This window comes from Kitasatospora sp. NPDC004723, from assembly GCF_040609255.1.
In the GTDB taxonomy this organism is placed as follows: domain Bacteria; phylum Actinomycetota; class Actinomycetes; order Streptomycetales; family Streptomycetaceae; genus Kitasatospora.
In genome coordinates, this window is record NZ_JBEXJT010000001.1 from 423,828 (window position 1) to 444,047 (window position 20,220).

Here is a 20,220-nt window from a genome sequence, read left to right on the forward strand (position 1 = left end):
TCCGACGGAAAAGGGACTGAGATGACGAACCTGGCCGCCGGAACGGTCACTACCGAGACGCCGGAGACCGAACCCTCCGGTGCGGCCGACCCGGTCGCACCGGCCGGGCCGGCCGCGCCCGGTCTGCTGAGCAGGCGCTGGGCCCAGATCACGGCCGAGGTCCTGGTCAGCGTCGTCGCGGCGGTCGGGTTCACGCTGCTCTGCACCCGGATCGACGTCAACCCGCTGAACCGGATCGGCCAGGTCAGCGGGCTGGCGAAGATCCAGCAGTACGTCGCGGTCATCGGTCTGCCGCTGCTCGCGGTGCTGGTCTTCACCGCCTACCGGGGCACCCTGCGCCGGCACCGGCTGACCCAGCGGCTGGTCTGCGCCGCGCTGGCCGGCCTGTCCACCGGTGTGATCGCCGGCGGTGTGGTGGTCGCCCTCAACGGCACGCCCTGGCCGCTCGGCGGCCAGGAGGGCGACCCGAGCGTCCTGGTCCACATGGCCACCGGGATGCTCGACGACAAGGGCCTGCCCGGGGTCTACCCGCCCGGCTTCCCGGCGCTGATCGCGCTCTGGGCGAAGATCCGCTACCACGGCGTCGGCGGCGAGGGCTTCGCCCTGCACGACCTGCAGATCCTCTTCAGCGCGCTGGTCGGGCCGATGAGCTACCTGTCCTGGCGGCTGCTGCTGCGGCCGTTCTGGGCGCTGCTGATCGCCGTACCGGCCGCGGTGGTCTTCCTGGACCCGATCCGCCCGTACAGCCACGTCGTGATGATCATGCTGGTCCCGCTGCTGACCGCGGTGCTGCGCGAGGTCCGCCGGGCCGGCGAGCTGTCGACGCGCTCGGCGCTGCTGCGGGGCCTGGGCTTCGGCGTGGTCTTCGGCCTGCTGTTCCTCTGGTACTCCGGCTGGTACCTGTGGTCGGCTCCCGGCATCGCCGTGCTGACGCTCTTCGTCTTCCCCTGGCGCGGGGGCCGTACGGCCGTGCGCAACGGGCTCGCGCTCATCGGCACCACCGTGGTGAGCGCGGGGCTCGTCGGTTCGCCGCTGCTGTACCAGCTGGCCACGATCGGGGCCGATGTCCCGGACCGCTACGGCTACATCATGGTGTACACCGATCCGACCTACATCATGGGCTGGATGTCCGACCGGGTCGGCCAGACCACGTACCACGACTACCCGGCCTCGGGCGAGCTGGCCGGCCAGTCCGGCTTCGCGATCCTGCTGGTCGCCGGTGTCGGGCTGGGCATCGGGCTGGGGTTGCGCAGCCTCGCGGTGCGCACGGCCGCCGCCGTGCTGGCCGGGGCCTGGCTGATGCGGTTCACCTTCGCCGGGAAGATGGCGCAGACCGGCACCGTCGCGCTGTACCCCCGGACCACCTGGATCATCCTGTACTGCCTGATGATCCTGGCCGTGCTGGGTCTGATGGCCGCCTTCCACCGCGGCAGCGGCTGGCTGGAGCGGGTGCTGCGCAAGGACGACGCGCCGGCCGGCACCTCGGTGCTCTCCGGCCGGATGCTGCGCCAGCTCGCCGCCGGCCTGGTCTGCGCCCTCGCGCTGTTCGGCACCATGGGCGCCTCCTGGTCGGTCAACCGGTACATGCCGGAGCACGAGAAGGCCGGGACGATGGGGCTCGACGCCTGGCGCGCGCACACCATCAAGAAGGCCGATGGCAGCTGCCCGAGATTCGCGCCGGTCTCCACCTGCGCGGACATCATCGTCAAGGACTGGACGCCGGACAAGGACGACAAGAAGTTCGTCTGGTGCGCGGGCGTCGAGACCGAGGACTGGCAGGCGGTCTGCGGCCGCCGGGCCCCGTGGGACAACGGCCCGGCGAAGTAGCCGGGCGGAACGCGTCGGGGTCGGTGAGGTGCTCCTCACCGGCCCCGATTGGCTTTCCGGCGCACGCCTGTGGCAGTATGTCCAAGTTGCTCGGTTGAGTTGCCGATGCTGCGCGCCTCCCGCCGGGAGGACTGGAAGCGAGTCCCATGTACTCGTCGTTCCCGTGATGGCCGTCAAGCGTGAGTGTTACGCCACGGCAGCTGCGGGGCGGACGTACGGGAATCTTCCGGGAAGCGTATGCGGGGCCTCGGCCCGGCTCCCCCTACCCCGAAAGTTCGAAACCGACGAGTCCATCGCCGGTTTTTTGCAAGCGCGAGTGCGACACGCCCGAGCGCGGGGGTCGGAGCGGGGGTCGTGCAGTGACTAGGACAAAGGACTACAAGGTAGCCATGGCGGGACAGAAGATCCGCATCCGGCTCAAGGCCTACGACCACGAGGTCATCGACTCCTCGGCGAAGAAGATCGTCGAGACGGTGATCCGTACTGGTGCGCAGGTCGCGGGCCCGGTGCCGCTGCCCACTGAGAAGAACGTGTACTGCGTCATCCGCTCGCCGCACAAGTACAAGGACTCGCGCGAGCACTTCGAGATGCGCACTCACAAGCGTCTGATCGACATCCTCGACCCCACGCCGAAGACGGTTGACTCGCTGATGCGTCTCGACCTGCCGGCGGGCGTCGACATCGAGATCAAGCTCTGAGAGGCGCACCGAAGATGGCTAAGCAGATTAAGGGCATCCTGGGCGAGAAGCTCGGCATGACCCAGGTCTGGGACGAGAACAACCGGGTCGTTCCGGTGACCGTCGTCAAGGCTGGGCCGAATGTCGTGACCCAGGTCCACACCGCTGACAGCCCGGCCGGCTACGACGCCGTCCAGATCGGCTTCGGCGAGATCGACCCCCGCAAGGTGAACAAGCCCCTCGCGGGCCACTTCGCCAAGGCCGGTGTCACCCCGCGCCGCCACCTGGTCGAGCTCCGGACCTCGGACGCGTCCGAGTACACCCTGGGCCAGGAGATCACCGCCGAGCTGTTCGAGGCGGGTGTCAAGGTCGACGTGACCGGCACCTCCAAGGGCAAGGGCTTCGCCGGTGTCATGAAGCGCCACAACTTCCGGGGCCTCGGCGCCGGTCACGGCGTGCAGCGCAAGCACCGTTCGCCCGGTTCCATCGGTGGCTGCGCCACCCCGGGCCGCGTGTTCAAGGGCCTGAAGATGGCCGGCCGGATGGGTCACGAGCGTGTGACCACCCAGAACCTGACCGTGCACGCGGTTGACGCGGAGAAGGGTCTGCTCCTGATCAAGGGCGCGATCCCGGGCCCGAACGGCGGCCTCGTCCTCGTCCGCACCGCGGCGAAGGGGCTGTGAAGGATATGAGCACCATTGACATCCTGTCGCCCTCGGGTGACAAGACCGGCAGCCTCGAGCTGCCGGCCGAGATCTTCGACGCGAAGGTCAGCGTTCCGCTGATGCACCAGGTCGTCGTGGCGCAGCTCGCTGCGGCCCGTCAGGGCACCCACAAGACCAAGACTCGCGGCGAGGTCCGTGGTGGCGGCAAGAAGCCGTACCGCCAGAAGGGCACCGGCCGCGCCCGTCAGGGCTCGACCCGCGCGCCGCAGTTCGCCGGTGGTGGCGTCGTGCACGGTCCCGTGCCGCGCGACTACTCGCAGCGCACCCCGAAGAAGATGATCGCCGCCGCCCTGCGCGGTGCGCTCACCGACCGGGCCCGCCACAACCGCATTCACGTCGTCACCGACGTGACCGCGACCGAGGCGCCGTCGACCAAGGCCGCCAAGAGCCTGTTCGGCAAGATCACCGAGCGCAAGAACGTCCTCCTGGTCGTCGAGCGTGCGGACGAGCTGGGCCTCAAGTCCGCTCGCAACCTGCCGAACGTCCACATCCTGGACGCCGGTCAGCTGAACACCTACGACGTGCTCGTCTCCGACGATGTGGTCTTCACCCAGGCCGCCTTCGAGCGTTTCGTGGCCGGTCCGGCCGCGTCCGCCAAGGCCGTTGCCGCTGAGGGCGAGCTCGAAGGGAGCGCCGCCTGATGAGCGACGTTACGAGCAAGACGTTCACGGACCCCCGTGACGTCCTGGTGAAGCCGGTTATCTCCGAGAAGAGCTACAGCCTTCTCGACGAGAACAAGTACACGTTCATCGTGTCGCCGGGCGCCAACAAGACCCAGATCAAGCAGGCCGTCGAGGCCGTCTTCTCGGTCAAGGTCGAGGCTGTCAACACGATCAACCGTCAGGGCAAGCGCAAGCGCTCCAAGACGGGCTTTGGCAAGCGCAAGGACACCAAGCGCGCCATCGTGAAGCTGGCCGAGGGCAACCGCATCGACATCTTCGGTGGTCCGACCTCCTGACGGAGGCCGTGATCGTCGATCAAGACGAGGACGAAAATGGGTATCCGCAAGTACAAGCCGACTACGCCGGGCCGTCGTGGCTCCAGCGTGGCCGACTTCGTCGAAATCACGCGGTCCACGCCGGAGAAGTCGCTGGTTCGCCCCCTGCACAGCAAGGGCGGCCGTAACAACGCCGGTCGGATCACCGTTCGCCACCAGGGTGGCGGGCACAAGCGCGCCTACCGCGTGATCGACTTCCGTCGTCACGACAAGGACGGCGTGCCGGCCAAGGTCGCGCACATCGAGTACGACCCGAACCGCACCGCGCGCATCGCGCTCCTGCACTACGTGGACGGCGAGAAGCGCTACATCATCGCGCCGCGCGGCATCGCGCAGGGCGACCGGGTGGAGAACGGCCCTGGCGCCGACATCAAGCCCGGCAACAACCTGCCGCTGCGCAACATCCCGGTCGGTACCACCATCCACGCGGTGGAGCTGCGTCCCGGTGGCGGTGCCAAGCTGGCCCGCTCGGCCGGCTCCGGCATCCAGCTGCTGGCGCGTGAGGGCAAGATGGCGCACCTGCGCATGCCCTCCGGTGAGATCCGCCTGGTGGACGCGCGCTGCCGCGCGACCGTCGGCGAGGTCGGCAACGCCGAGCAGTCGAACATCAACTGGGGCAAGGCCGGCCGTATGCGCTGGAAGGGCGTCCGCCCGACCGTGCGTGGTGTGGCCATGAACCCGATCGACCACCCGCACGGTGGTGGTGAGGGTAAGACCTCCGGTGGTCGCCACCCGGTTTCGCCGTGGGGCCAGAAGGAGGGTCGCACTCGTAGCCCGAAGAAGGCTTCGAACGCCCTCATCGTGCGCCGCCGCAAGACCAACAAGAAGCGCTAGGAGCAGGTCAGATGCCGCGCAGTCTCAAGAAGGGCCCCTTCATTGACGGCCACCTTCTCAAGAAGGTGGACGCGCAGAACGAGGCGGGTACCCAGAACGTCATCAAGACCTGGTCCCGTCGCTCCGTGATCTTCCCGGCCATGCTCGGCCACACGATCGCGGTGCACGATGGCCGCAAGCACGTCCCGGTGTTCGTCACCGAGTCGATGGTCGGCCACAAGCTCGGCGAGTTCGCGCCGACGCGTACCTTCCGCGGTCACGTCAAGGACGACCGCAAGTCGAAGCGTCGCTAGTCGCCAGCGAGATTACCGACTCAATGACTTACACCAGCAAGGGGACAACCATGGAAGCCAGGGCCCAGGCGCGGTACATCCGCGTCACGCCCATGAAGGCCCGCCGCGTGGTGGACCTCATCCGTGGCCTGAACGCCACGGAGGCCCAGGCGGTCCTGCGTTTCGCTCCGCAGGCCGCGACCGTGCCGGTCGGCAAGGTGCTCGACAGCGCCATTGCCAACGCCGCGCACAACTACAACCACTCCAACGTGGACGACCTCGTCATCAGCGAGGCGTACGTTGACGAGGGTCCGACCCTGAAGCGGTTCCGTCCGCGCGCCCAGGGTCGTGCCTACCGGATCCGCAAGCGGACCAGCCACATCACCGTGGTCGTCAGCAGCAAGGAAGGGACCCGGTAATGGGCCAGAAGGTTAACCCGCACGGGTTCCGCCTCGGCATCAGCACGGACTTCAAGTCCCGCTGGTACGCCGACAAGCTGTACAAGGACTACGTCAAGGAAGACGTTGCCATTCGTCGCATGATGACGAAGGGCATGGAGCGCGCCGGCATCTCCAAGGTCGAGATCGAGCGCACCCGCGACCGCGTCCGTGTGGACATCCACACCGCTCGCCCCGGCATCGTGATCGGCCGGCGCGGCACCGAGGCCGACCGCATCCGCGGCGACCTCGAGAAGCTGACCGGCAAGCAGGTCCAGCTGAACATCCTCGAGGTCAAGAACCCCGAGCTGGACGCCCAGCTCGTGGCTCAGGGCGTCGCGGAGCAGCTGTCCTCCCGCGTCTCCTTCCGCCGTGCCATGCGCAAGTCGATGCAGGGCACCATGAAGTCCGGCGCCAAGGGCATCAAGGTCCAGTGCTCCGGTCGTCTCGGCGGCGCCGAGATGAGCCGTTCGGAGTTCTACCGCGAGGGCCGTGTGCCGCTGCACACCCTGCGCGCGAACGTCGACTACGGCTTCTTCGAGGCCAAGACGACCTTCGGCCGCATCGGCGTGAAGGTCTGGATCTACAAGGGCGACGTCAAGAACATCGCCGAGGTCCGCGCTGAGAACGCCGCTGCCCGCTCGGGCAACCGCCCGGCCCGTCCCGAGGGTGGTCGTCCCGCCCGCGGTGGCGAGCGCCGTGGTGGCGAGCGCGGTGGCCGCGGCCGTCGTCCCGCCGCTGCCGAGGCTCAGGCCCCGGTCGCCGCCGAGGCTCCGGCTGCCGAGAACACCGGAACGGAGGCCTGACCGCAATGCTGATCCCCCGTCGGGTCAAGCACCGCAAGCAGCACCACCCCAAGCGCCGTGGCGCTTCCAAGGGTGGCACCGAGCTGGCGTTCGGCCAGTTCGGCATCCAGGCCGTGACCCCGGCCTACGTGACGAACCGTCAGATCGAGTCCGCTCGTATCGCGATCACCCGTCACATCCGCCGTGGCGGCAAGGTCTGGATCAACATCTACCCGGACCGTCCGCTGACCAAGAAGCCGGCCGAGACCCGCATGGGTTCCGGTAAGGGTTCGCCGGAGTGGTGGATCGCGAACGTGCACCCGGGTCGGGTCATGTTCGAGCTGTCGTACCCGAACGAGAAGGTTGCTCGTGAGGCGCTCACCCGCGCTGCTCACAAGCTGCCGATGAAGTGCCGGATCGTCCGGCGCGAGGACGGTGAGAGCTGATGTCGGCCGCTACCAAGGCTGCTGACCTCCGCCAGCTGGACAACGAGGGTCTCGTTGCCAAGCTGCGCGAGGCCAAGGAGGAGCTGTTCAACCTCCGCTTCCAGGCGGCGACCGGGCAGCTCGACAACCACGGACGGCTCAAGCTCGTCCGTAAGGACATCGCGCGGATCTACACCCTGATGCGCGAGCGCGAGCTGGGCATCGAGACGGTGGAGAACGCCTGATGACTGAGAACACCAACGAGACGCGCGGTTTCCGCAAGACCCGTGAGGGTCTCGTCGTCAGCGACAAGATGGACAAGACCGTCGTCGTCGCCGTCGAGGACCGCGTCAAGCACGCGCTGTACGGCAAGGTCATCCGCCGTACGAACAAGCTGAAGGCGCACGACGAGGCGAACGCCTGCGGCATCGGCGACCGGGTTCTCCTCGCGGAGACCCGCCCGCTGTCCGCGACGAAGCGCTGGCGCGTCGTCGAGATCCTCGAGAAGGCCAAGTAACGAAGTTGATGCGGTACGGCCGTATGTGCACCAGGCCCCTCGCGGGCGCTGGTGTGAGCAGCGGCCGGCCCGTCAGCTCTCGTTGACGATCAGGAGAAAGCTGTGATCCAGCAGGAGTCGCGACTGCGTGTCGCCGACAACACGGGCGCGAAGGAAATCCTTTGCATCCGCGTTCTCGGTGGTTCCGGTCGCCGCTACGCCGGTATCGGGGACGTCATCGTCGCCACCGTCAAGGACGCGATCCCCGGTGGTTCGGTGAAGAAGGGTGACGTCGTCAAGTGCGTCGTCGTCCGTACCGTGAAGTCGCGCCGTCGTCCCGACGGCTCGTACATCCGGTTCGACGAGAACGCCGCTGTCGTTCTCAAGAACACCGACGGTGACCCCCGTGGCACCCGCATCTTCGGCCCGGTGGGCCGCGAGCTGCGTGACAAGAAGTTCATGAAGATCATCTCGCTGGCGCCGGAGGTGCTCTGACCCATGGCGAACAGCATGAAGATCAAGAAGGGTGACCTGGTTCAGGTCATCACCGGCAAGGACAAGGGCAAGCAGGGCAAGGTCATCCAGGCCCTGCCGGCTGAGAACAAGGTCCTGGTCGAGGGTGTGAACCGGGTCAAGAAGCACACCAAGCCGGGTCCGGGCACTCAGGGTGGCATTGTCACCGTCGAGGCCCCGGTGCACGTCTCCAACGTCCAGCTGGTCGTGGAGAAGGACGGCAAGAAGGTCGTCACCCGCGTTGGCTACCGCTTCGACGACGAGGGCAACAAGATCCGCGTTGCCAAGCGAACCGGTGAGGACATCTGATGTCTGAGACGTCTGTTGAGAAGGTGACCCCCCGCCTCAAGGAGCGTTACAACTCCGAGATCAAGGGGCAGCTGCAGGAGCAGTTCTCGTACGAGAACGTCATGCTGACGCCGGGCCTGGTCAAGGTCGTCGTCAACATGGGTGTCGGCGAGGCCGCCCGTGACAGCAAGCTGATCGAGGGCGCGATCCGCGACCTGACCGCGATCACCGGTCAGAAGCCGGCCGTGACCAAGGCCCGCAAGTCCATCGCGCAGTTCAAGCTGCGCGAGGGCCAGCCGATCGGCACCCACGTCACCCTCCGTGGTGACCGCATGTGGGAGTTCCTGGACCGTCTGGTGTCGCTGGCCCTGCCGCGTATCCGTGACTTCCGCGGTCTCTCCCCCAAGCAGTTCGACGGCCGTGGCAACTACACCTTCGGTCTGACCGAGCAGGTTATGTTCCACGAGATCGACCAGGACAAGGTCGACCGTCAGCGCGGTATGGACATCACCGTCGTGACCACCGCTCAGACCGACGACGAGGGCCGGGCGCTCCTGCGCGCTCTGGGCTTCCCGTTCAAGGAGGCGTGAGCCAATGGCGAAGAAGTCCCTCATCGCGAAGGCCGAGCGGAAGCCGAAGTTCGGCGTCCGGGCCTACACCCGGTGCCAGCGGTGCGGCCGTCCGCACTCGGTGTACCGCAAGTTCGGCCTGTGCCGTGTGTGCCTCCGTGAGATGGCGCACCGTGGCGAGCTGCCGGGCGTGACCAAGAGCTCCTGGTAGTCCAGGCGTTTTAGGCACACAGCGACGCAGAGGTGCCCGATCCCACACCGGCCCGTTTTGGGCCTGCCGTACGGGTTCCCGTAAGGTAGTGGGGTCGGGCCCCCTGCCACGGCCTCCCCATGGATGCCCGTGGCCCTCTTGCGAGAGGGCTCGCACCCAGTCTTACGACGTCGCAGGTCCCCTGCGCTTGTGCCCCTGACGAACTCGAAAGAGTGCGGAAGGGGGACCTGGCGCGGAGAAACCGCGGCGAGAGAGGCCTGAGGCCATCATGACCATGACCGACCCCATCGCAGACATGCTCACGCGTCTGCGTAACGCGAACTCGGCGTACCACGACTCCGTGGCGATGCCGGCCAGCAAGATCAAGGCGCACGTCGCCGAGATCCTGCAGCAGGAGGGTTACATCACCTCCTACAAGGTTGAGGAGCCCGTCGAGGGCGAGGTCGGCAAGAAGCTGACCATCGAGCTCAAGTTCGGCCCCAACCGTGAGCGCTCCATCGCCGGCATCAAGCGCATCAGCAAGCCGGGTCTGCGCGTTTACGCAAAGTCCACCAACCTGCCGAAGGTTCTCGGCGGCCTGGGCGTGGCGATCATCTCCACGTCCTCCGGCCTCCTGACCGACAAGCAGGCTGCCAAGAAGGGCGTAGGCGGAGAAGTTCTCGCCTACGTCTGGTAATTCGGGAAACGGAGGTACAGCAATGTCGCGCATTGGACGGCTGCCCATCCAGGTCCCCGCTGGCGTGGACGTCACCATCGATGGCCAGACGGTCTCGGTGAAGGGCCCGAAGGGTTCCCTCACCCACGTCGTCGCCGCGCCGATCGAGATCGGCAAGGGCGAGGACGGTATTCTGGCTGTCACCCGCCCCAACGACGAGCGTCAGTCGAAGGCCCTGCACGGCCTGACCCGCACGCTGGTGGCGAACATGATCACCGGTGTGACCGCGGGCTACCGCAAGTCGCTGGAGATCAGCGGTGTCGGCTACCGAGTTCTGGCGAAGGGCTCCGACATGGAGTTCCAGCTGGGCTACAGCCACCCGATCCTCGTCGAGGCGCCGGAGGGCATCTCCTTCGTCGTCGAGTCGGCCACCAAGTTCCACGTGGACGGCATCGACAAGCAGAAGGTCGGCGAGGTCGCCGCGAAGATCCGCAAGCTGCGCAAGCCCGACCCGTACAAGGCCAAGGGCGTCAAGTACGCGGGCGAGGTTATCCGCCGCAAGGTCGGAAAGAGTGGTAAGTAAGCGATGAGTGTCTCTGTCAAGATCGGCAAGGGCAACGCCTACAAGAGCGCCGCTCGCAAGCGCCGCGCGATCCGCGTTCGCAAGCGCATCGTCGGCAGCGAGGTGCGTCCGCGCCTCGTCGTGACGCGCTCGAACCGTCACATGGTCGCCCAGGTCATCGACGACGCCAAGGGTCACACCCTGGCGTCGGCGTCCACCCTCGACGTGTCCATCAAGGGCGCCGAGGGCGACAAGACCGAGCTGGCCAAGAAGGTCGGGAGCCTGGTCGCCGAGCGCGCCAAGGCCGCCGGCATCGAGTCGGTCGTCTTCGACCGCGCGGGCAACCGGTACGCCGGCCGCATCGCCGCCCTGGCGGACGCGGCCCGCGAGGCCGGGCTCGACTTCTAAGCCGCTCGTCGACTCTGTCGGCGGACGTAATCGAGAGAGGTAATTCCAATGGCTGGACCCCAGCGCCGCGGTAGCGGCGCCGGCGGCGGCACCGGTGGCGAGCGGCGCGACCGTAAGCGTGACGACCGGGGCAACGCCCCCGCCGTCGAGAAGACCGCTTACGTCGAGCGCGTCGTCGCGATCAACCGCGTCGCCAAGGTTGTCAAGGGTGGTCGTCGCTTCAGCTTCACCGCGCTGGTCGTGGTGGGCGACGGTGACGGCACCGTGGGTGTCGGTTACGGGAAGGCGAAGGAGGTTCCGGCCGCCATCGCCAAGGGCGTTGAGGAGGCCAAGAAGAACTTCTTCAAGGTCCCCCGTATCCAGGGCACCATCGCGCACCCCGTTCAGGGCGAGAAGGCCGCCGGCGTCGTGCTGCTGAAGCCCGCCGCCCCCGGTACCGGTGTTATCGCCGGTGGCCCGGTGCGCGCCGTCCTGGAGTGCGCCGGCGTTCACGACATCCTGTCGAAGTCGCTCGGCTCGGACAACGCGATCAACATCGTGCACGCCACGGTTGCCGCGCTGAAGCAGATCCAGCGTCCCGAGGAGGTCGCGGCCCGCCGTGGCCTGCCGCTCGAGGACGTGGCTCCGGCCGGTCTGCTGCGGGCTCGGGCTGCTGCCGGGGTGAGTGCCTGATGGCTCGCCTGAAGATCACGCAGACCAAGTCGTACATCGGCAGCAAGCAGAACCACCGCGACACCCTGCGCTCGCTTGGCCTCAAGCGCATGCACGACGTCGTGGTGAAGGAGGACCGTCCCGAGATCCGCGGGATGGCCCAGACGGTCCGTCACCTGGTGACGGTTGAGGAGGTGGACTGATCATGGGCGACAACCCGATCAAGATCCACAACCTGCGTCCCGCCCCGGGTGCCAAGACCGACAAGATCCGTGTGGGTCGTGGTGAGGCGTCCAAGGGTAAGACCGCTGGTCGTGGTACCAAGGGCACCAAGGCCCGCTACCAGGTTCCGCAGCGCTTCGAGGGTGGCCAGATGCCGCTCCACATGCGTCTGCCGAAGCTGAAGGGCTTCAAGAACCCGTTCAAGATCACGTTCCAGGTCGTCAACCTCGACAAGCTGGCCGAGCTCTACCCGCAGGGTGGCGAGGTCACGGTCGAGGACCTGGTCGCCAAGGGCGCGGTTCGCAAGAACTCCCTCGTCAAGGTGCTCGGCACCGGCGAGATCTCGGTCGCGCTGCAGGTGACGGTGGACGCCGTCTCCGGCTCGGCCGCCGAGAAGATCACCGCCGCCGGCGGTACCGTCACCGAGCTCGTCTGAGCCCGCTGACTTCCGCGAGCCCCGCACTTCCCTTCGGGAGGTGCGGGGCTCGCGCCTTTCCCGGCCCATTCCGCGCCCGGATGTCGACGCGGCAGCTTCTGGCCCTCGTTCTTTTGTGTGGCAAAACCGGGCATCCCGTACCCCATGAGTGGGGGAGGGGCCGTACGCGCTTCTTTCGAGCGGCCGTGCACTGTTAGAGTCCGTGGAGTTCCCTTGTAGGCTGCGCATAGGCTCGCCTGTGCCGTCTGTAACGGAGCCCGAACCGCAAACTCCCATTCAGGACCGACCCTCCCGCCGACGACGCGCGGGAGGCGCAGGAGGCACCGTGCTCAGTGCGTTCGCGCGGGCGTTCCAGACGCCCGACCTGCGCAAGAAGCTGCTGTTCACGCTGGGCATCATGGTGCTGTTCCGGCTGGGCTCGCACGTTCCCGTACCAGGGGTCGACTTCGAGGCGGTTCACGCCTGCATCAAGGAGACCAAGAACAACGGCCTCTTCGGCCTGGTCAACTTGTTCTCCGGCGGGGCGCTGCTACAGCTGACGATCTTCGCCCTCGGCATCATGCCGTACATCACGGCGAGCATCATCCTCCAGCTCCTCACCGTCGTGATTCCACGACTGGAGGCGCTGAAGAAGGAGGGCCAGGCCGGCCAGGCGAAGATCACCCAGTACACCCGGTACCTGACCATCGCGCTGGCGGTGCTCCAGGGCACCGGCATCGTGGCGACCGCGTCCAGCGGCGCCCTGTTCTCGGGCTGCGTCTACGCCAACCAGATCGTGCCGGACACCGGCGTGTTCCGGATCGCCGTCATGGTCCTGACCATGACCGCCGGCACCACGGTGATCATGTGGCTCGGTGAGCTGATCACCGACCGCGGCATCGGCAACGGCATGTCGCTGCTGATCTTCACCTCGATCGCCGCCCAGTTCCCCACCTCGATGTGGGCGATCAAGCAGTCCGGCACCATCGGCGGCGGCTGGGTCGAGTTCTTCTCGGTCATCGCGATCGGCGTCATCGTTGTGATGCTCGTCATCTTCGTCGAGCAGGCCCAGCGCCGGATCCCGGTCCAGTACGCGAAGCGGATGATCGGTCGCCGGGCCTTCGGCGGAACCTCGACGTACATCCCGCTCAAGGTGAACCAGGCCGGTGTCATCCCGGTCATCTTCGCCTCGTCGCTGCTGTACATCCCGGCCCTCGTGGTCCAGCTGACCAACAGCCAGGCCGGCTGGGCGGTGTGGATCAACCAGCACTTCGTGCGCGGTGACCACCCGATCTACATGGCCACGTACTTCCTGCTGATCGTCTTCTTCGCCTTCTTCTACGTCGCCATCTCCTTCAACCCCGAAGAAGTTGCCGACAACATGAAGAAGTATGGTGGGTTCATCCCGGGTATCCGGGCCGGCCGCCCGACGGCCGAGTACCTGAACTACGTGCTCACCCGCATCACGTGGCCGGGTTCGCTCTACCTGGGCCTGATCGCGTTGATCCCGATGATCGCCCTGGTCGCCTTCGGACAGCAGACCAACTTCCCGTTCGGCGGCACCAGCGTGCTCATCGTCGTCGGCGTCGGACTCGAAACTGTGAAGCAGATCGAGAGCCAGCTCCAGCAGCGCAATTACGAAGGGTTCCTCCGCTGATGCGTATTGTCCTCGTCGGACCCCCCGGGGCCGGGAAGGGTACTCAGGCGCACCTCCTCGCCAAGACCCTGTCCATCCCCCACATCTCCACCGGCGACCTGTTCCGCGCCAACATCGGTCAGGGCACCCCGCTGGGTGTCGAGGCCAAGAGCTACATGGACGCGGGCCGCCTGGTGCCCGACGAGGTCACGATCGGGATGGCCAAGGACCGCATGCTCCAGGAGGACGCCGCGAACGGCTTCCTGCTGGACGGCTTCCCGCGGAACCTGGGCCAGGCCAAGGCGCTGGACGAGTTCCTCGCCGAGCAGGGCATCAAGCTCGACGGTGTGCTCGACCTGGAGGTCCCCGAGGACGAGGTCGTCCGCCGGATCGCCGGCCGCCGGCTGTGCCGCAACGACGGCGGCCACGTGTTCCACGTGGACTACAACGCGCCGAAGGTCGAGGGCGTCTGCGACGAGTGCGGCGGCGAGCTGTACCAGCGCTCGGACGACACCGAGGACGCCGTGCGGACCCGGCTGGAGGTCTACCACACGGAGACCGAGCCGATCATCGACTACTACCGCCAGCAGGGCCTGATCGCCACGATCCCGGCCCTCGGCAAGGTCGACGAGGTCACCCGGCGCGCGATCGAGGCGCTGAAGCAGGACAGCTGAGTTTTCGAGCGACGTACCTACGGCCGCGCTGCCCGACCCGGGGCAGCGCGGCCGTACGGCGTCGTACGGTGGAACGAGTGCACGGCCGCGCGGCAAGGACCGGGCGGGAACCCAAGGAAGGCGTGACCAGATGGTGGAGATCAAGACCCCCGAGCAGATCGCGAAGATGCGAGCGGCCGGGCTGGTCGTCGCCGAGGCGCTCAAGGCGGCCCGCGAGGCGGTCGTCCCGGGAATCACCACCCAGGAGCTCAACGACATCGCCGACAAGGTCATCACCGACCACGGCGCCACCTCGAACTTCCGGGCCCACCACGGCGGCCTCTGGTTCCCGGGCGTGATCTGCGCCTCGGTGAACAACGAGGTCGTGCACGGCATCCCCGGTGAGCGGGTGCTGCAGGAGGGCGACCTCATCTCGATCGACTGCGGCGCGATCCTGGACGGCTGGCACGGCGACGCGGCGATCACCGTCGCGGTCGGCGAGGTCGCCCCCGAGGTGGAGATGCTGAGCCGGGTCACCGAGGGCTCGATGTGGGCCGGCATCGCCCAGATGAAGAAGAGCAACCGCCTGGTCGACGTCTCCAAGGCGATCGAGGGCTTCATCCGGCGCCAGCCGCTGCCGCCCAAGGGCAAGTGGGGCATCACCGAGGGCTACGGCGGCCACGGCATCGGCACCGCGATGCACATGGAGCCGCACGTGCTGAACTACGTCGAGCGCGGCCGGGGCAAGGGCCCGAAGCTGGTCCCCGGCACCGTGCTGGCGATCGAGCCGATGGTCTCGCTCGGCACCCCGCACACCACCGTGCTGGAGGACGACTGGACCGTCGTCACCAACGACGGCACCTGGGCCTCGCACTGGGAGCACTCGGTGGCCGTCACCGAGCAGGGCCCGGTGGTGCTGACCGCCTTCGACGGCGGCCGCGAGATGCTCGCCAAGCTGGGTGTGACGGCCGCGCCGGACCCGCTGGCGTAATCCCGCCACAACCGCTCGGAGCAGCCAACTTCCGCTGCTGACAAGGGATCAGGGCCCTGGAGGTTTGGACTTCCAGGGCTTTTGTCCTATTTTTATGCGCCGGTAGTGGCTTCGAGTAGCAGGAGAGAGCAGTGCTCAAGGGATTCCGCGACTTCATGATGCGCGGCAACGTGGTCGACATGGCGGTCGGTGTGGTGATCGGCGCCGCGTTCACCGCGGTGGTCACCGGCTTCGTCTCCGCCTTCCTCACCCCGCTGGTGGGCGTGGTGGTCGGTGCCGCGGGCGACTTCGGCTCCTACAAGGCGACGATCGCCGGGGTGACCTTCCCGTACGGGCAGTTCCTCAATGTGCTGATCGCGTTCCTGATGACCGCGGCCGTGCTGTACTTCTGCGTCGTCCTGCCGGTGACCAAGGCCACCGCGCGCTACATGCCGAAGAAGCCGAAGACCCCGAAGCGCCCCTGCCCCGAGTGCCTGACCGAGATCCCCGAGGCCGCCCGCCGCTGCTCGGCCTGCACCGCCCACGTCGAGCCGCTGGCCGCTCCGGCGGCCCGCTGATCGGGCACCCCCGTTTTGGTCCATCCTGCGCGCTGGCGTAGGATGGACCGTCGGCTCACTCGTAGCGTGCTCCAGCACGCCCTCTTCCCCCTCCTCGGGGTCGGGGTGGACCCAGGTTCGCACGAGCGTTCCGCATACGGTAGCCGGTCCCGGAAGGTGGATCTCGCAGTTCATGGCTAAGAAGCAAGGCGCCATTGAGATCGAGGGCACCGTGATCGAGTCTCTTCCGAACGCGATGTTCAAGGTCGAGCTGCAGAACGGTCACAAGGTCCTCGCGCACATCAGTGGCAAGATGCGCATGCACTACATCCGCATCCTGCCGGACGACCGGGTCGTGGTGGAGCTCAGCCCCTACGACCTCACGCGCGGCCGGATCGTCTACCGCTACAAGTAAGAACGTCAGATCTAGACCCGGAGAACCTGAACATGAAGGTCAAGCCGAGCGTCAAGAAGATCTGCGACAAGTGCAAGGTGATCCGCCGTCACGGCCGGGTCATGGTGATCTGCGACAACCTGCGCCACAAGCAGCGCCAGGGCTGATCTCTCCCCAGCATTTCTCGTAGTACTTCGCGCGACGCGAAATCGTCATCAGTGGGCCACCCGATCCGTCCCAGGGACGGACTGCCGCCCCCGGTCAGAGGCCGGGGCTCCCTCACCGTGAGGTGTCGGAGTAGGTGGCACGCCAGACCTCTGAAGAACCACAGGAGCCTTGAATGGCACGCCTCGCCGGCGTTGATCTCCCCCGTGAGAAGCGGATCGAGATCGCCCTCACCTACGTGTACGGCATCGGCCGTACCCGCGCCCAGCAGACCCTCGCCGAGACCGGTGTCAGCCCCGATGTCCGCGTTCGCGACATCGCCGAGGACGACCTGGTCAAGCTGAGCCAGTACATCGACGCCAACTTCACGGTCGAGGGTGACCTCCGCCGCGAGGTGGCCGCCGACATCCGCCGCAAGGTCGAGATCGGCTGCTACGAGGGTCTGCGTCACCGCCGCGGCCTGCCGGTCCGCGGCCAGCGCACCCACACCAACGCGCGTACCCGCAAGGGCCCGCGTCGCGCGATCGCCGGTAAGAAGAAGCCGGGCAAGAAGTAGTCCGTCCCGTAACCGGACATCCCTCCGGCCCGCGGGTCAGCGGACCGACCACCTCAGTAGGAGAACAGACTTATGCCCCCCAAGGGTCGTCAGGCTGCCGGCGCGAAGAAGATCCGCCGCAAGGAAAAGAAGAACGTCGCTCACGGCCACGCGCACATCAAGAGCACGTTCAACAACACCATCGTTTCGATCACCGACCCGTCGGGCAACGTGATCTCCTGGGCCTCCGCCGGCCACGTCGGCTTCAAGGGCTCGCGCAAGTCCACCCCGTTCGCCGCGCAGATGGCCGCCGAGGCCGCTGCCCGTCGCGCGCAGGAGCACGGCATGCGCAAGGTCGACGTCTTCGTGAAGGGTCCGGGCTCCGGCCGCGAGACCGCGATCCGTTCGCTCCAGGCCACCGGCCTGGAGGTCGGCTCGATCCAGGACGTCACCCCCACCCCGCACAACGGCTGCCGTCCGCCGAAGCGCCGCCGCGTCTGACCCGTGACCTCCCCCTCGTCTCGGGGAGGCTTCGGGCACGCTGGGTACTGCTTTAAACCTCGTACGGGGTCCCGTTTCCTGCGGGACCCCGTACGCTGGTTCTGTTCGGCATCAAATAGTGGGTGCCGAAGATCACTGGAGGATCTGAAAACATGCTGATCGCTCAGCGTCCCTCGCTGACCGAAGAGGTCGTCGACGAGTTCCGCTCGCGGTTCGTGATCGAGCCGCTCGAGCCGGGCTTCGGCTACACCCTCGGCAACTCTCTGCGTCGCACGCTCCTGTCGTCGATCCCGGGTGCCGCTGTCACCAGCATCCGCATCGACGGCGTCCTGCACGAGTTCACCACCGTGCCGGGCGTCAAGGAGGACGTCACCGACCTCATCCTCAACATCAAGCAGCTGGTCGTCTCCTCGGAGCACGACGAGCCGGTCGTGATGTACCTGCGCAAGCAGGGCCCGGGTGTGGTCACCGCCGCCGACATCGCGCCGCCGGCCGGTGTCGAGGTGCACAACCCCGAGCTGGTCCTCGCCACCCTGAACGGCAAGGGCAAGCTGGAGATGGAGCTGACCGTCGAGCGCGGTCGCGGCTACGTCTCCGCCGTGCAGAACAAGGCCTCCGGCCAGGAGATCGGCCGCATCCCGGTCGACTCGATCTACAGCCCCGTGCTGAAGGTCACCTACAAGGTCGAGGCCACCCGTGTCGAGCAGCGGACCGACTTCGACAAGCTGATCGTCGACGTCGAGACCAAGCCCGCCATGCGTCCGCGTGACGCCATGGCCTCGGCCGGCAAGACCCTGGTGGAGCTGTTCGGCCTCGCCCGCGAGCTGAACATCGACGCCGAGGGCATCGACATGGGCCCGTCCCCGACGGACGCCGCCCTGGCCGCCGACCTGGCGCTGCCGATCGAGGAGCTGGAGCTCACCGTCCGCTCCTACAACTGCCTCAAGCGCGAGGGCATCCACACCGTGGGTGAGCTCGTCGCCCGCTCCGAGGCCGACCTGCTCGACATCCGCAACTTCGGCGCGAAGTCGATCGACGAGGTCAAGGCGAAGCTGGCCGGCATGGGCCTGGCCCTCAAGGACAGCCCGCCCGGGTTCGACCCGACCGCCGCCGCCGACGCCTTCGGCGCCGACGACCTGGACGACGCGGGTTACGCGGAGACCGAGCAGTACTGAGAGACTTGACCGCGGGGGCGGTTCCCCGGAACCGCCCCCGTCGTCGTGAAAGCCGTGCGGGCACAGTGCCCGTACGCCCGCTGCGGTACCTGGTACGGCCGCAGTCGGAGATTCGAGGAGTAATTCCATGCCGCGTCCCACCAAGGGTGCCCGCCTCGGCGGCGGCCCGCACCACGAGCCCCTGCTGCTCGCCGGTCTGGCCCGTGAGCTGTTCCAGTACGGCCGCATCACCACCACCGAGGCCAAGGCCCGCCGCCTGCGCCCGCTGGCGGAGAAGCTGATCACCAAGGCGAAGAAGGGCGACATCCACAACCGTCGCCTGGTGCGCAAGACCATCACCGACATCTCGGTGCTGCACACCCTCTTCACCGAGATCGCGCCGCGCTACGAGAACCGCCCGGGTGGCTACACCCGCATCACCAAGATCGGTCCCCGTCGTGGCGACAACGCCCCGATGGCCGTGATCGAGCTGGTCGAGGCGCTGACCGTCGCGCAGACCGCCGTCGGCGAGGCCGAGGCCGCCACCAAGCGTGCCGTCAAGGAGGCCGACGCCAAGGTCGAGGCCACCGAGACCAAGGCCGACGAGGCCGAGGCCGCCGAGCAGGCCTGACACCTTCAGGTGTTGTCGCGGGCCCGCTTCCCCATCCGTGGGGGAGCGGGCCCGTTCCTCATGTCCAGGGAGTGAAGAGCAGTGCTCAACGATTGCGCCGAGCGGCCTCCGGTCAAGGACGGCCCGGCGGACGGGTACGTCCGGATCCGGCTCGACCTCGCCTACCACGGCGCCGACTTCTCGGGCTGGGCCCGCCAGAAGGGCGGCCGCCGGACGGTCCAGGAGGAGATCGAGACCGCCCTGCAGGTCGTGACCCGCAGCTCCGAGCTCTTCCCGCTCACCGTCGCCGGCCGCACCGACGCCGGTGTGCACGCCCGCGGCCAGGTCGCCCACGTCGACCTGCCGGAGGGGCTGTGGGCCCAGCACGGCGAGAAGCTGCTGCGCCGGCTGGCCGGGCGGCTGCCCGGCGACGTCCGGATCTACCGCGCGGCCGAGGCCCCGGCGGGCTTCGACGCCCGCTTCTCGGCGATCTGGCGCCGGTACGCCTACCGGGTCGCCGACCACCCCGGTGGCGTGGACCCGCTGCTGCGCGGCCATGTGCTCTGGCACGACCGGCCGCTCGACCTGGAGAGGATGAACGCCGCCGCCCGGCTGCTGCTCGGCGAGCACGACTTCGCCGCGTACTGCAAGAAGCGCGAGGGCGCGACCACCATCCGCACCCTGTTGGAGCTGCGCTGGGACCGCGTCCCGGTCGACGCCTACGCCTCCCAGGAGGGCTCGCTGGCGGTCGCCACCGTCCGGGCCGACGCCTTCTGCCACAACATGGTGCGGGCGCTGGTCGGCGCGATGCTGCTGGTCGGCGACGGGCACCGGCCGGTGGAGTTCCCCGGCGAGGTGCTGGCCGGCGGCGTGCGCAACTCGGCCGTCAACGTGATCCGGCCGTACGGCCTGACCCTGGAGGAGGTCGGCTACCCGGCGGACGACCTGCTCGCCGAGCGCAGCCGGGCCGCCCGCCGGATGCGCACCCTCCCGGGCGCCGCCGTCCCCGCCGGGAGCGCGGAGCAGGCGGCCGGTTAATCGGTTTTGGTCCGGGGCGGTGGCTTGGGACAATCGGC

Annotated in this window: 33 protein-coding genes; all 33 read left to right on the forward strand. The window is 67.7% G+C overall.

Annotated features, from left to right (window positions below):
• Window positions 1–21: 21 nt before the first annotated feature.
• The 33 genes from ABZW10_RS02020 to truA all read left to right on the forward strand — a co-directional run bounded on the left by ABZW10_RS02020 (window position 22) and on the right by truA (window position 20,182).
• Window positions 22–1,827: a hypothetical protein gene (locus ABZW10_RS02020; protein ID WP_355358363.1), complete on the forward strand. Its 1,806-nt coding sequence runs from the start codon at window positions 22–24 to the stop codon at window positions 1,825–1,827.
• A 389-nt stretch (window positions 1,828–2,216) separates the two neighbouring features.
• Entirely contained in the window at window positions 2,217–2,525 is a 309-nt protein-coding gene (gene rpsJ / locus ABZW10_RS02025; RefSeq protein WP_012785157.1) for a 30S ribosomal protein S10, read from the forward strand.
• A gap of 14 nt (window positions 2,526–2,539) precedes the next feature.
• Window positions 2,540–3,187, forward strand: a complete 648-nt coding sequence (gene rplC / locus ABZW10_RS02030; protein ID WP_189916064.1) for a 50S ribosomal protein L3 — start codon at window positions 2,540–2,542, stop codon at window positions 3,185–3,187.
• A gap of 5 nt (window positions 3,188–3,192) precedes the next feature.
• Complete coding sequence (gene rplD / locus ABZW10_RS02035) at window positions 3,193–3,870, forward strand: 50S ribosomal protein L4 (RefSeq protein ID WP_344338031.1); 678 nt, start codon at window positions 3,193–3,195, stop codon at window positions 3,868–3,870.
• The gene (gene rplW, locus ABZW10_RS02040) at window positions 3,870–4,187 is read left to right on the forward strand and encodes a 50S ribosomal protein L23 (RefSeq protein WP_355358367.1); all 318 of its coding nucleotides are present in this window, start codon (window positions 3,870–3,872) and stop codon (window positions 4,185–4,187) included. The genes rplD and rplW overlap by 1 nt, the downstream gene beginning before the upstream one ends.
• A gap of 36 nt (window positions 4,188–4,223) precedes the next feature.
• Complete coding sequence (gene rplB, locus ABZW10_RS02045) at window positions 4,224–5,060, forward strand: 50S ribosomal protein L2 (RefSeq protein WP_355358370.1); 837 nt, start codon at window positions 4,224–4,226, stop codon at window positions 5,058–5,060.
• Window positions 5,061–5,071: 11 nt separating this feature from the next.
• Window positions 5,072–5,353, forward strand: coding sequence for a 30S ribosomal protein S19 (gene rpsS, locus ABZW10_RS02050; protein ID WP_030055821.1), 282 nt, complete (start codon window positions 5,072–5,074; stop codon window positions 5,351–5,353).
• 50 nt (window positions 5,354–5,403) lie between these two features.
• The gene (rplV, locus tag ABZW10_RS02055) at window positions 5,404–5,751 is read left to right on the forward strand and encodes a 50S ribosomal protein L22 (RefSeq protein ID WP_045304593.1); all 348 of its coding nucleotides are present in this window, start codon (window positions 5,404–5,406) and stop codon (window positions 5,749–5,751) included.
• On the forward strand, window positions 5,751–6,575 hold the full coding sequence (rpsC, locus tag ABZW10_RS02060) for a 30S ribosomal protein S3 (RefSeq protein ID WP_030232473.1): 825 nt from the start codon (window positions 5,751–5,753) through the stop codon (window positions 6,573–6,575). Before rplV ends, rpsC begins: the two co-directional genes overlap by 1 nt.
• 5 nt (window positions 6,576–6,580) lie before the next feature.
• On the forward strand, window positions 6,581–7,000 hold the full coding sequence (gene rplP / locus ABZW10_RS02065) for a 50S ribosomal protein L16 (RefSeq protein ID WP_030300385.1): 420 nt from the start codon (window positions 6,581–6,583) through the stop codon (window positions 6,998–7,000).
• On the forward strand, window positions 7,000–7,224 hold the full coding sequence (gene rpmC, locus ABZW10_RS02070) for a 50S ribosomal protein L29 (RefSeq protein WP_030300387.1): 225 nt from the start codon (window positions 7,000–7,002) through the stop codon (window positions 7,222–7,224). The genes rplP and rpmC overlap by 1 nt, the downstream gene beginning before the upstream one ends.
• Window positions 7,224–7,496, forward strand: a complete 273-nt coding sequence (rpsQ, locus tag ABZW10_RS02075) for a 30S ribosomal protein S17 (RefSeq protein ID WP_030055826.1) — start codon at window positions 7,224–7,226, stop codon at window positions 7,494–7,496. The genes rpmC and rpsQ overlap by 1 nt, the downstream gene beginning before the upstream one ends.
• A gap of 102 nt (window positions 7,497–7,598) precedes the next feature.
• Window positions 7,599–7,970, forward strand: a complete 372-nt coding sequence (rplN, locus tag ABZW10_RS02080) for a 50S ribosomal protein L14 (protein WP_030393301.1) — start codon at window positions 7,599–7,601, stop codon at window positions 7,968–7,970.
• A gap of 15 nt (window positions 7,971–7,985) precedes the next feature.
• Complete coding sequence (gene rplX, locus ABZW10_RS02085; protein ID WP_100892787.1) at window positions 7,986–8,297, forward strand: 50S ribosomal protein L24; 312 nt, start codon at window positions 7,986–7,988, stop codon at window positions 8,295–8,297.
• On the forward strand, window positions 8,297–8,866 hold the full coding sequence (rplE, locus tag ABZW10_RS02090) for a 50S ribosomal protein L5 (protein WP_030300393.1): 570 nt from the start codon (window positions 8,297–8,299) through the stop codon (window positions 8,864–8,866). The genes rplX and rplE overlap by 1 nt, the downstream gene beginning before the upstream one ends.
• 4 nt (window positions 8,867–8,870) lie before the next feature.
• On the forward strand, window positions 8,871–9,056 hold the full coding sequence (locus ABZW10_RS02095; protein WP_030393303.1) for a type Z 30S ribosomal protein S14: 186 nt from the start codon (window positions 8,871–8,873) through the stop codon (window positions 9,054–9,056).
• Window positions 9,057–9,324: 268 nt separating this feature from the next.
• A complete protein-coding gene (rpsH, locus tag ABZW10_RS02100; protein ID WP_355358379.1) occupies window positions 9,325–9,732 on the forward strand; it encodes a 30S ribosomal protein S8 in 408 nt (135 codons plus the stop codon).
• Between the two features lie 22 nt (window positions 9,733–9,754).
• Complete coding sequence (gene rplF / locus ABZW10_RS02105; protein WP_030393304.1) at window positions 9,755–10,294, forward strand: 50S ribosomal protein L6; 540 nt, start codon at window positions 9,755–9,757, stop codon at window positions 10,292–10,294.
• A 3-nt stretch (window positions 10,295–10,297) separates the two neighbouring features.
• Entirely contained in the window at window positions 10,298–10,681 is a 384-nt protein-coding gene (rplR, locus tag ABZW10_RS02110) for a 50S ribosomal protein L18 (protein WP_344338019.1), read from the forward strand.
• A gap of 48 nt (window positions 10,682–10,729) precedes the next feature.
• Complete coding sequence (gene rpsE, locus ABZW10_RS02115; protein WP_344338017.1) at window positions 10,730–11,353, forward strand: 30S ribosomal protein S5; 624 nt, start codon at window positions 10,730–10,732, stop codon at window positions 11,351–11,353.
• Window positions 11,353–11,535, forward strand: a complete 183-nt coding sequence (gene rpmD, locus ABZW10_RS02120; protein ID WP_030251557.1) for a 50S ribosomal protein L30 — start codon at window positions 11,353–11,355, stop codon at window positions 11,533–11,535. The genes rpsE and rpmD overlap by 1 nt, the downstream gene beginning before the upstream one ends.
• Complete coding sequence (gene rplO / locus ABZW10_RS02125) at window positions 11,535–11,990, forward strand: 50S ribosomal protein L15 (protein WP_355358921.1); 456 nt, start codon at window positions 11,535–11,537, stop codon at window positions 11,988–11,990. The genes rpmD and rplO overlap by 1 nt, the downstream gene beginning before the upstream one ends.
• A 325-nt stretch (window positions 11,991–12,315) precedes the next feature.
• Window positions 12,316–13,626 (forward strand): preprotein translocase subunit SecY, encoded by a 1,311-nt coding sequence (gene secY / locus ABZW10_RS02130; protein ID WP_355358385.1) that lies wholly within the window; start codon window positions 12,316–12,318, stop codon window positions 13,624–13,626.
• The gene (locus ABZW10_RS02135) at window positions 13,626–14,279 is read left to right on the forward strand and encodes an adenylate kinase (protein ID WP_355358388.1); all 654 of its coding nucleotides are present in this window, start codon (window positions 13,626–13,628) and stop codon (window positions 14,277–14,279) included. Before secY ends, ABZW10_RS02135 begins: the two co-directional genes overlap by 1 nt.
• Before the next feature lie 130 nt (window positions 14,280–14,409).
• On the forward strand, window positions 14,410–15,249 hold the full coding sequence (gene map / locus ABZW10_RS02140) for a type I methionyl aminopeptidase (protein ID WP_355358391.1): 840 nt from the start codon (window positions 14,410–14,412) through the stop codon (window positions 15,247–15,249).
• A 131-nt stretch (window positions 15,250–15,380) separates the two neighbouring features.
• A complete protein-coding gene (gene mscL, locus ABZW10_RS02145; protein WP_355358394.1) occupies window positions 15,381–15,806 on the forward strand; it encodes a large conductance mechanosensitive channel protein MscL in 426 nt (141 codons plus the stop codon).
• Window positions 15,807–15,978: 172 nt separating this feature from the next.
• Window positions 15,979–16,200 carry a translation initiation factor IF-1 gene (gene infA, locus ABZW10_RS02150; RefSeq protein ID WP_003956442.1) on the forward strand — a complete coding sequence of 74 codons (222 nt, stop codon included), beginning with the start codon at window positions 15,979–15,981 and terminating at the stop codon, window positions 16,198–16,200.
• Window positions 16,201–16,232: 32 nt separating this feature from the next.
• Window positions 16,233–16,346 (forward strand): 50S ribosomal protein L36, encoded by a 114-nt coding sequence (gene rpmJ, locus ABZW10_RS02155; protein WP_003956441.1) that lies wholly within the window; start codon window positions 16,233–16,235, stop codon window positions 16,344–16,346.
• Window positions 16,347–16,519: 173 nt separating this feature from the next.
• Window positions 16,520–16,900, forward strand: a complete 381-nt coding sequence (rpsM, locus tag ABZW10_RS02160; RefSeq protein ID WP_030393312.1) for a 30S ribosomal protein S13 — start codon at window positions 16,520–16,522, stop codon at window positions 16,898–16,900.
• 72 nt (window positions 16,901–16,972) lie between these two features.
• Complete coding sequence (gene rpsK, locus ABZW10_RS02165) at window positions 16,973–17,380, forward strand: 30S ribosomal protein S11 (RefSeq protein WP_014136257.1); 408 nt, start codon at window positions 16,973–16,975, stop codon at window positions 17,378–17,380.
• A 152-nt stretch (window positions 17,381–17,532) separates the two neighbouring features.
• Window positions 17,533–18,555 carry a DNA-directed RNA polymerase subunit alpha gene (locus ABZW10_RS02170; protein WP_030055844.1) on the forward strand — a complete coding sequence of 341 codons (1,023 nt, stop codon included), beginning with the start codon at window positions 17,533–17,535 and terminating at the stop codon, window positions 18,553–18,555.
• A gap of 127 nt (window positions 18,556–18,682) precedes the next feature.
• Entirely contained in the window at window positions 18,683–19,165 is a 483-nt protein-coding gene (gene rplQ, locus ABZW10_RS02175; RefSeq protein WP_344338005.1) for a 50S ribosomal protein L17, read from the forward strand.
• 81 nt (window positions 19,166–19,246) lie between these two features.
• A complete protein-coding gene (gene truA / locus ABZW10_RS02180) occupies window positions 19,247–20,182 on the forward strand; it encodes a tRNA pseudouridine(38-40) synthase TruA (protein WP_355358398.1) in 936 nt (311 codons plus the stop codon).
• Window positions 20,183–20,220 lie beyond the last annotated feature (38 nt).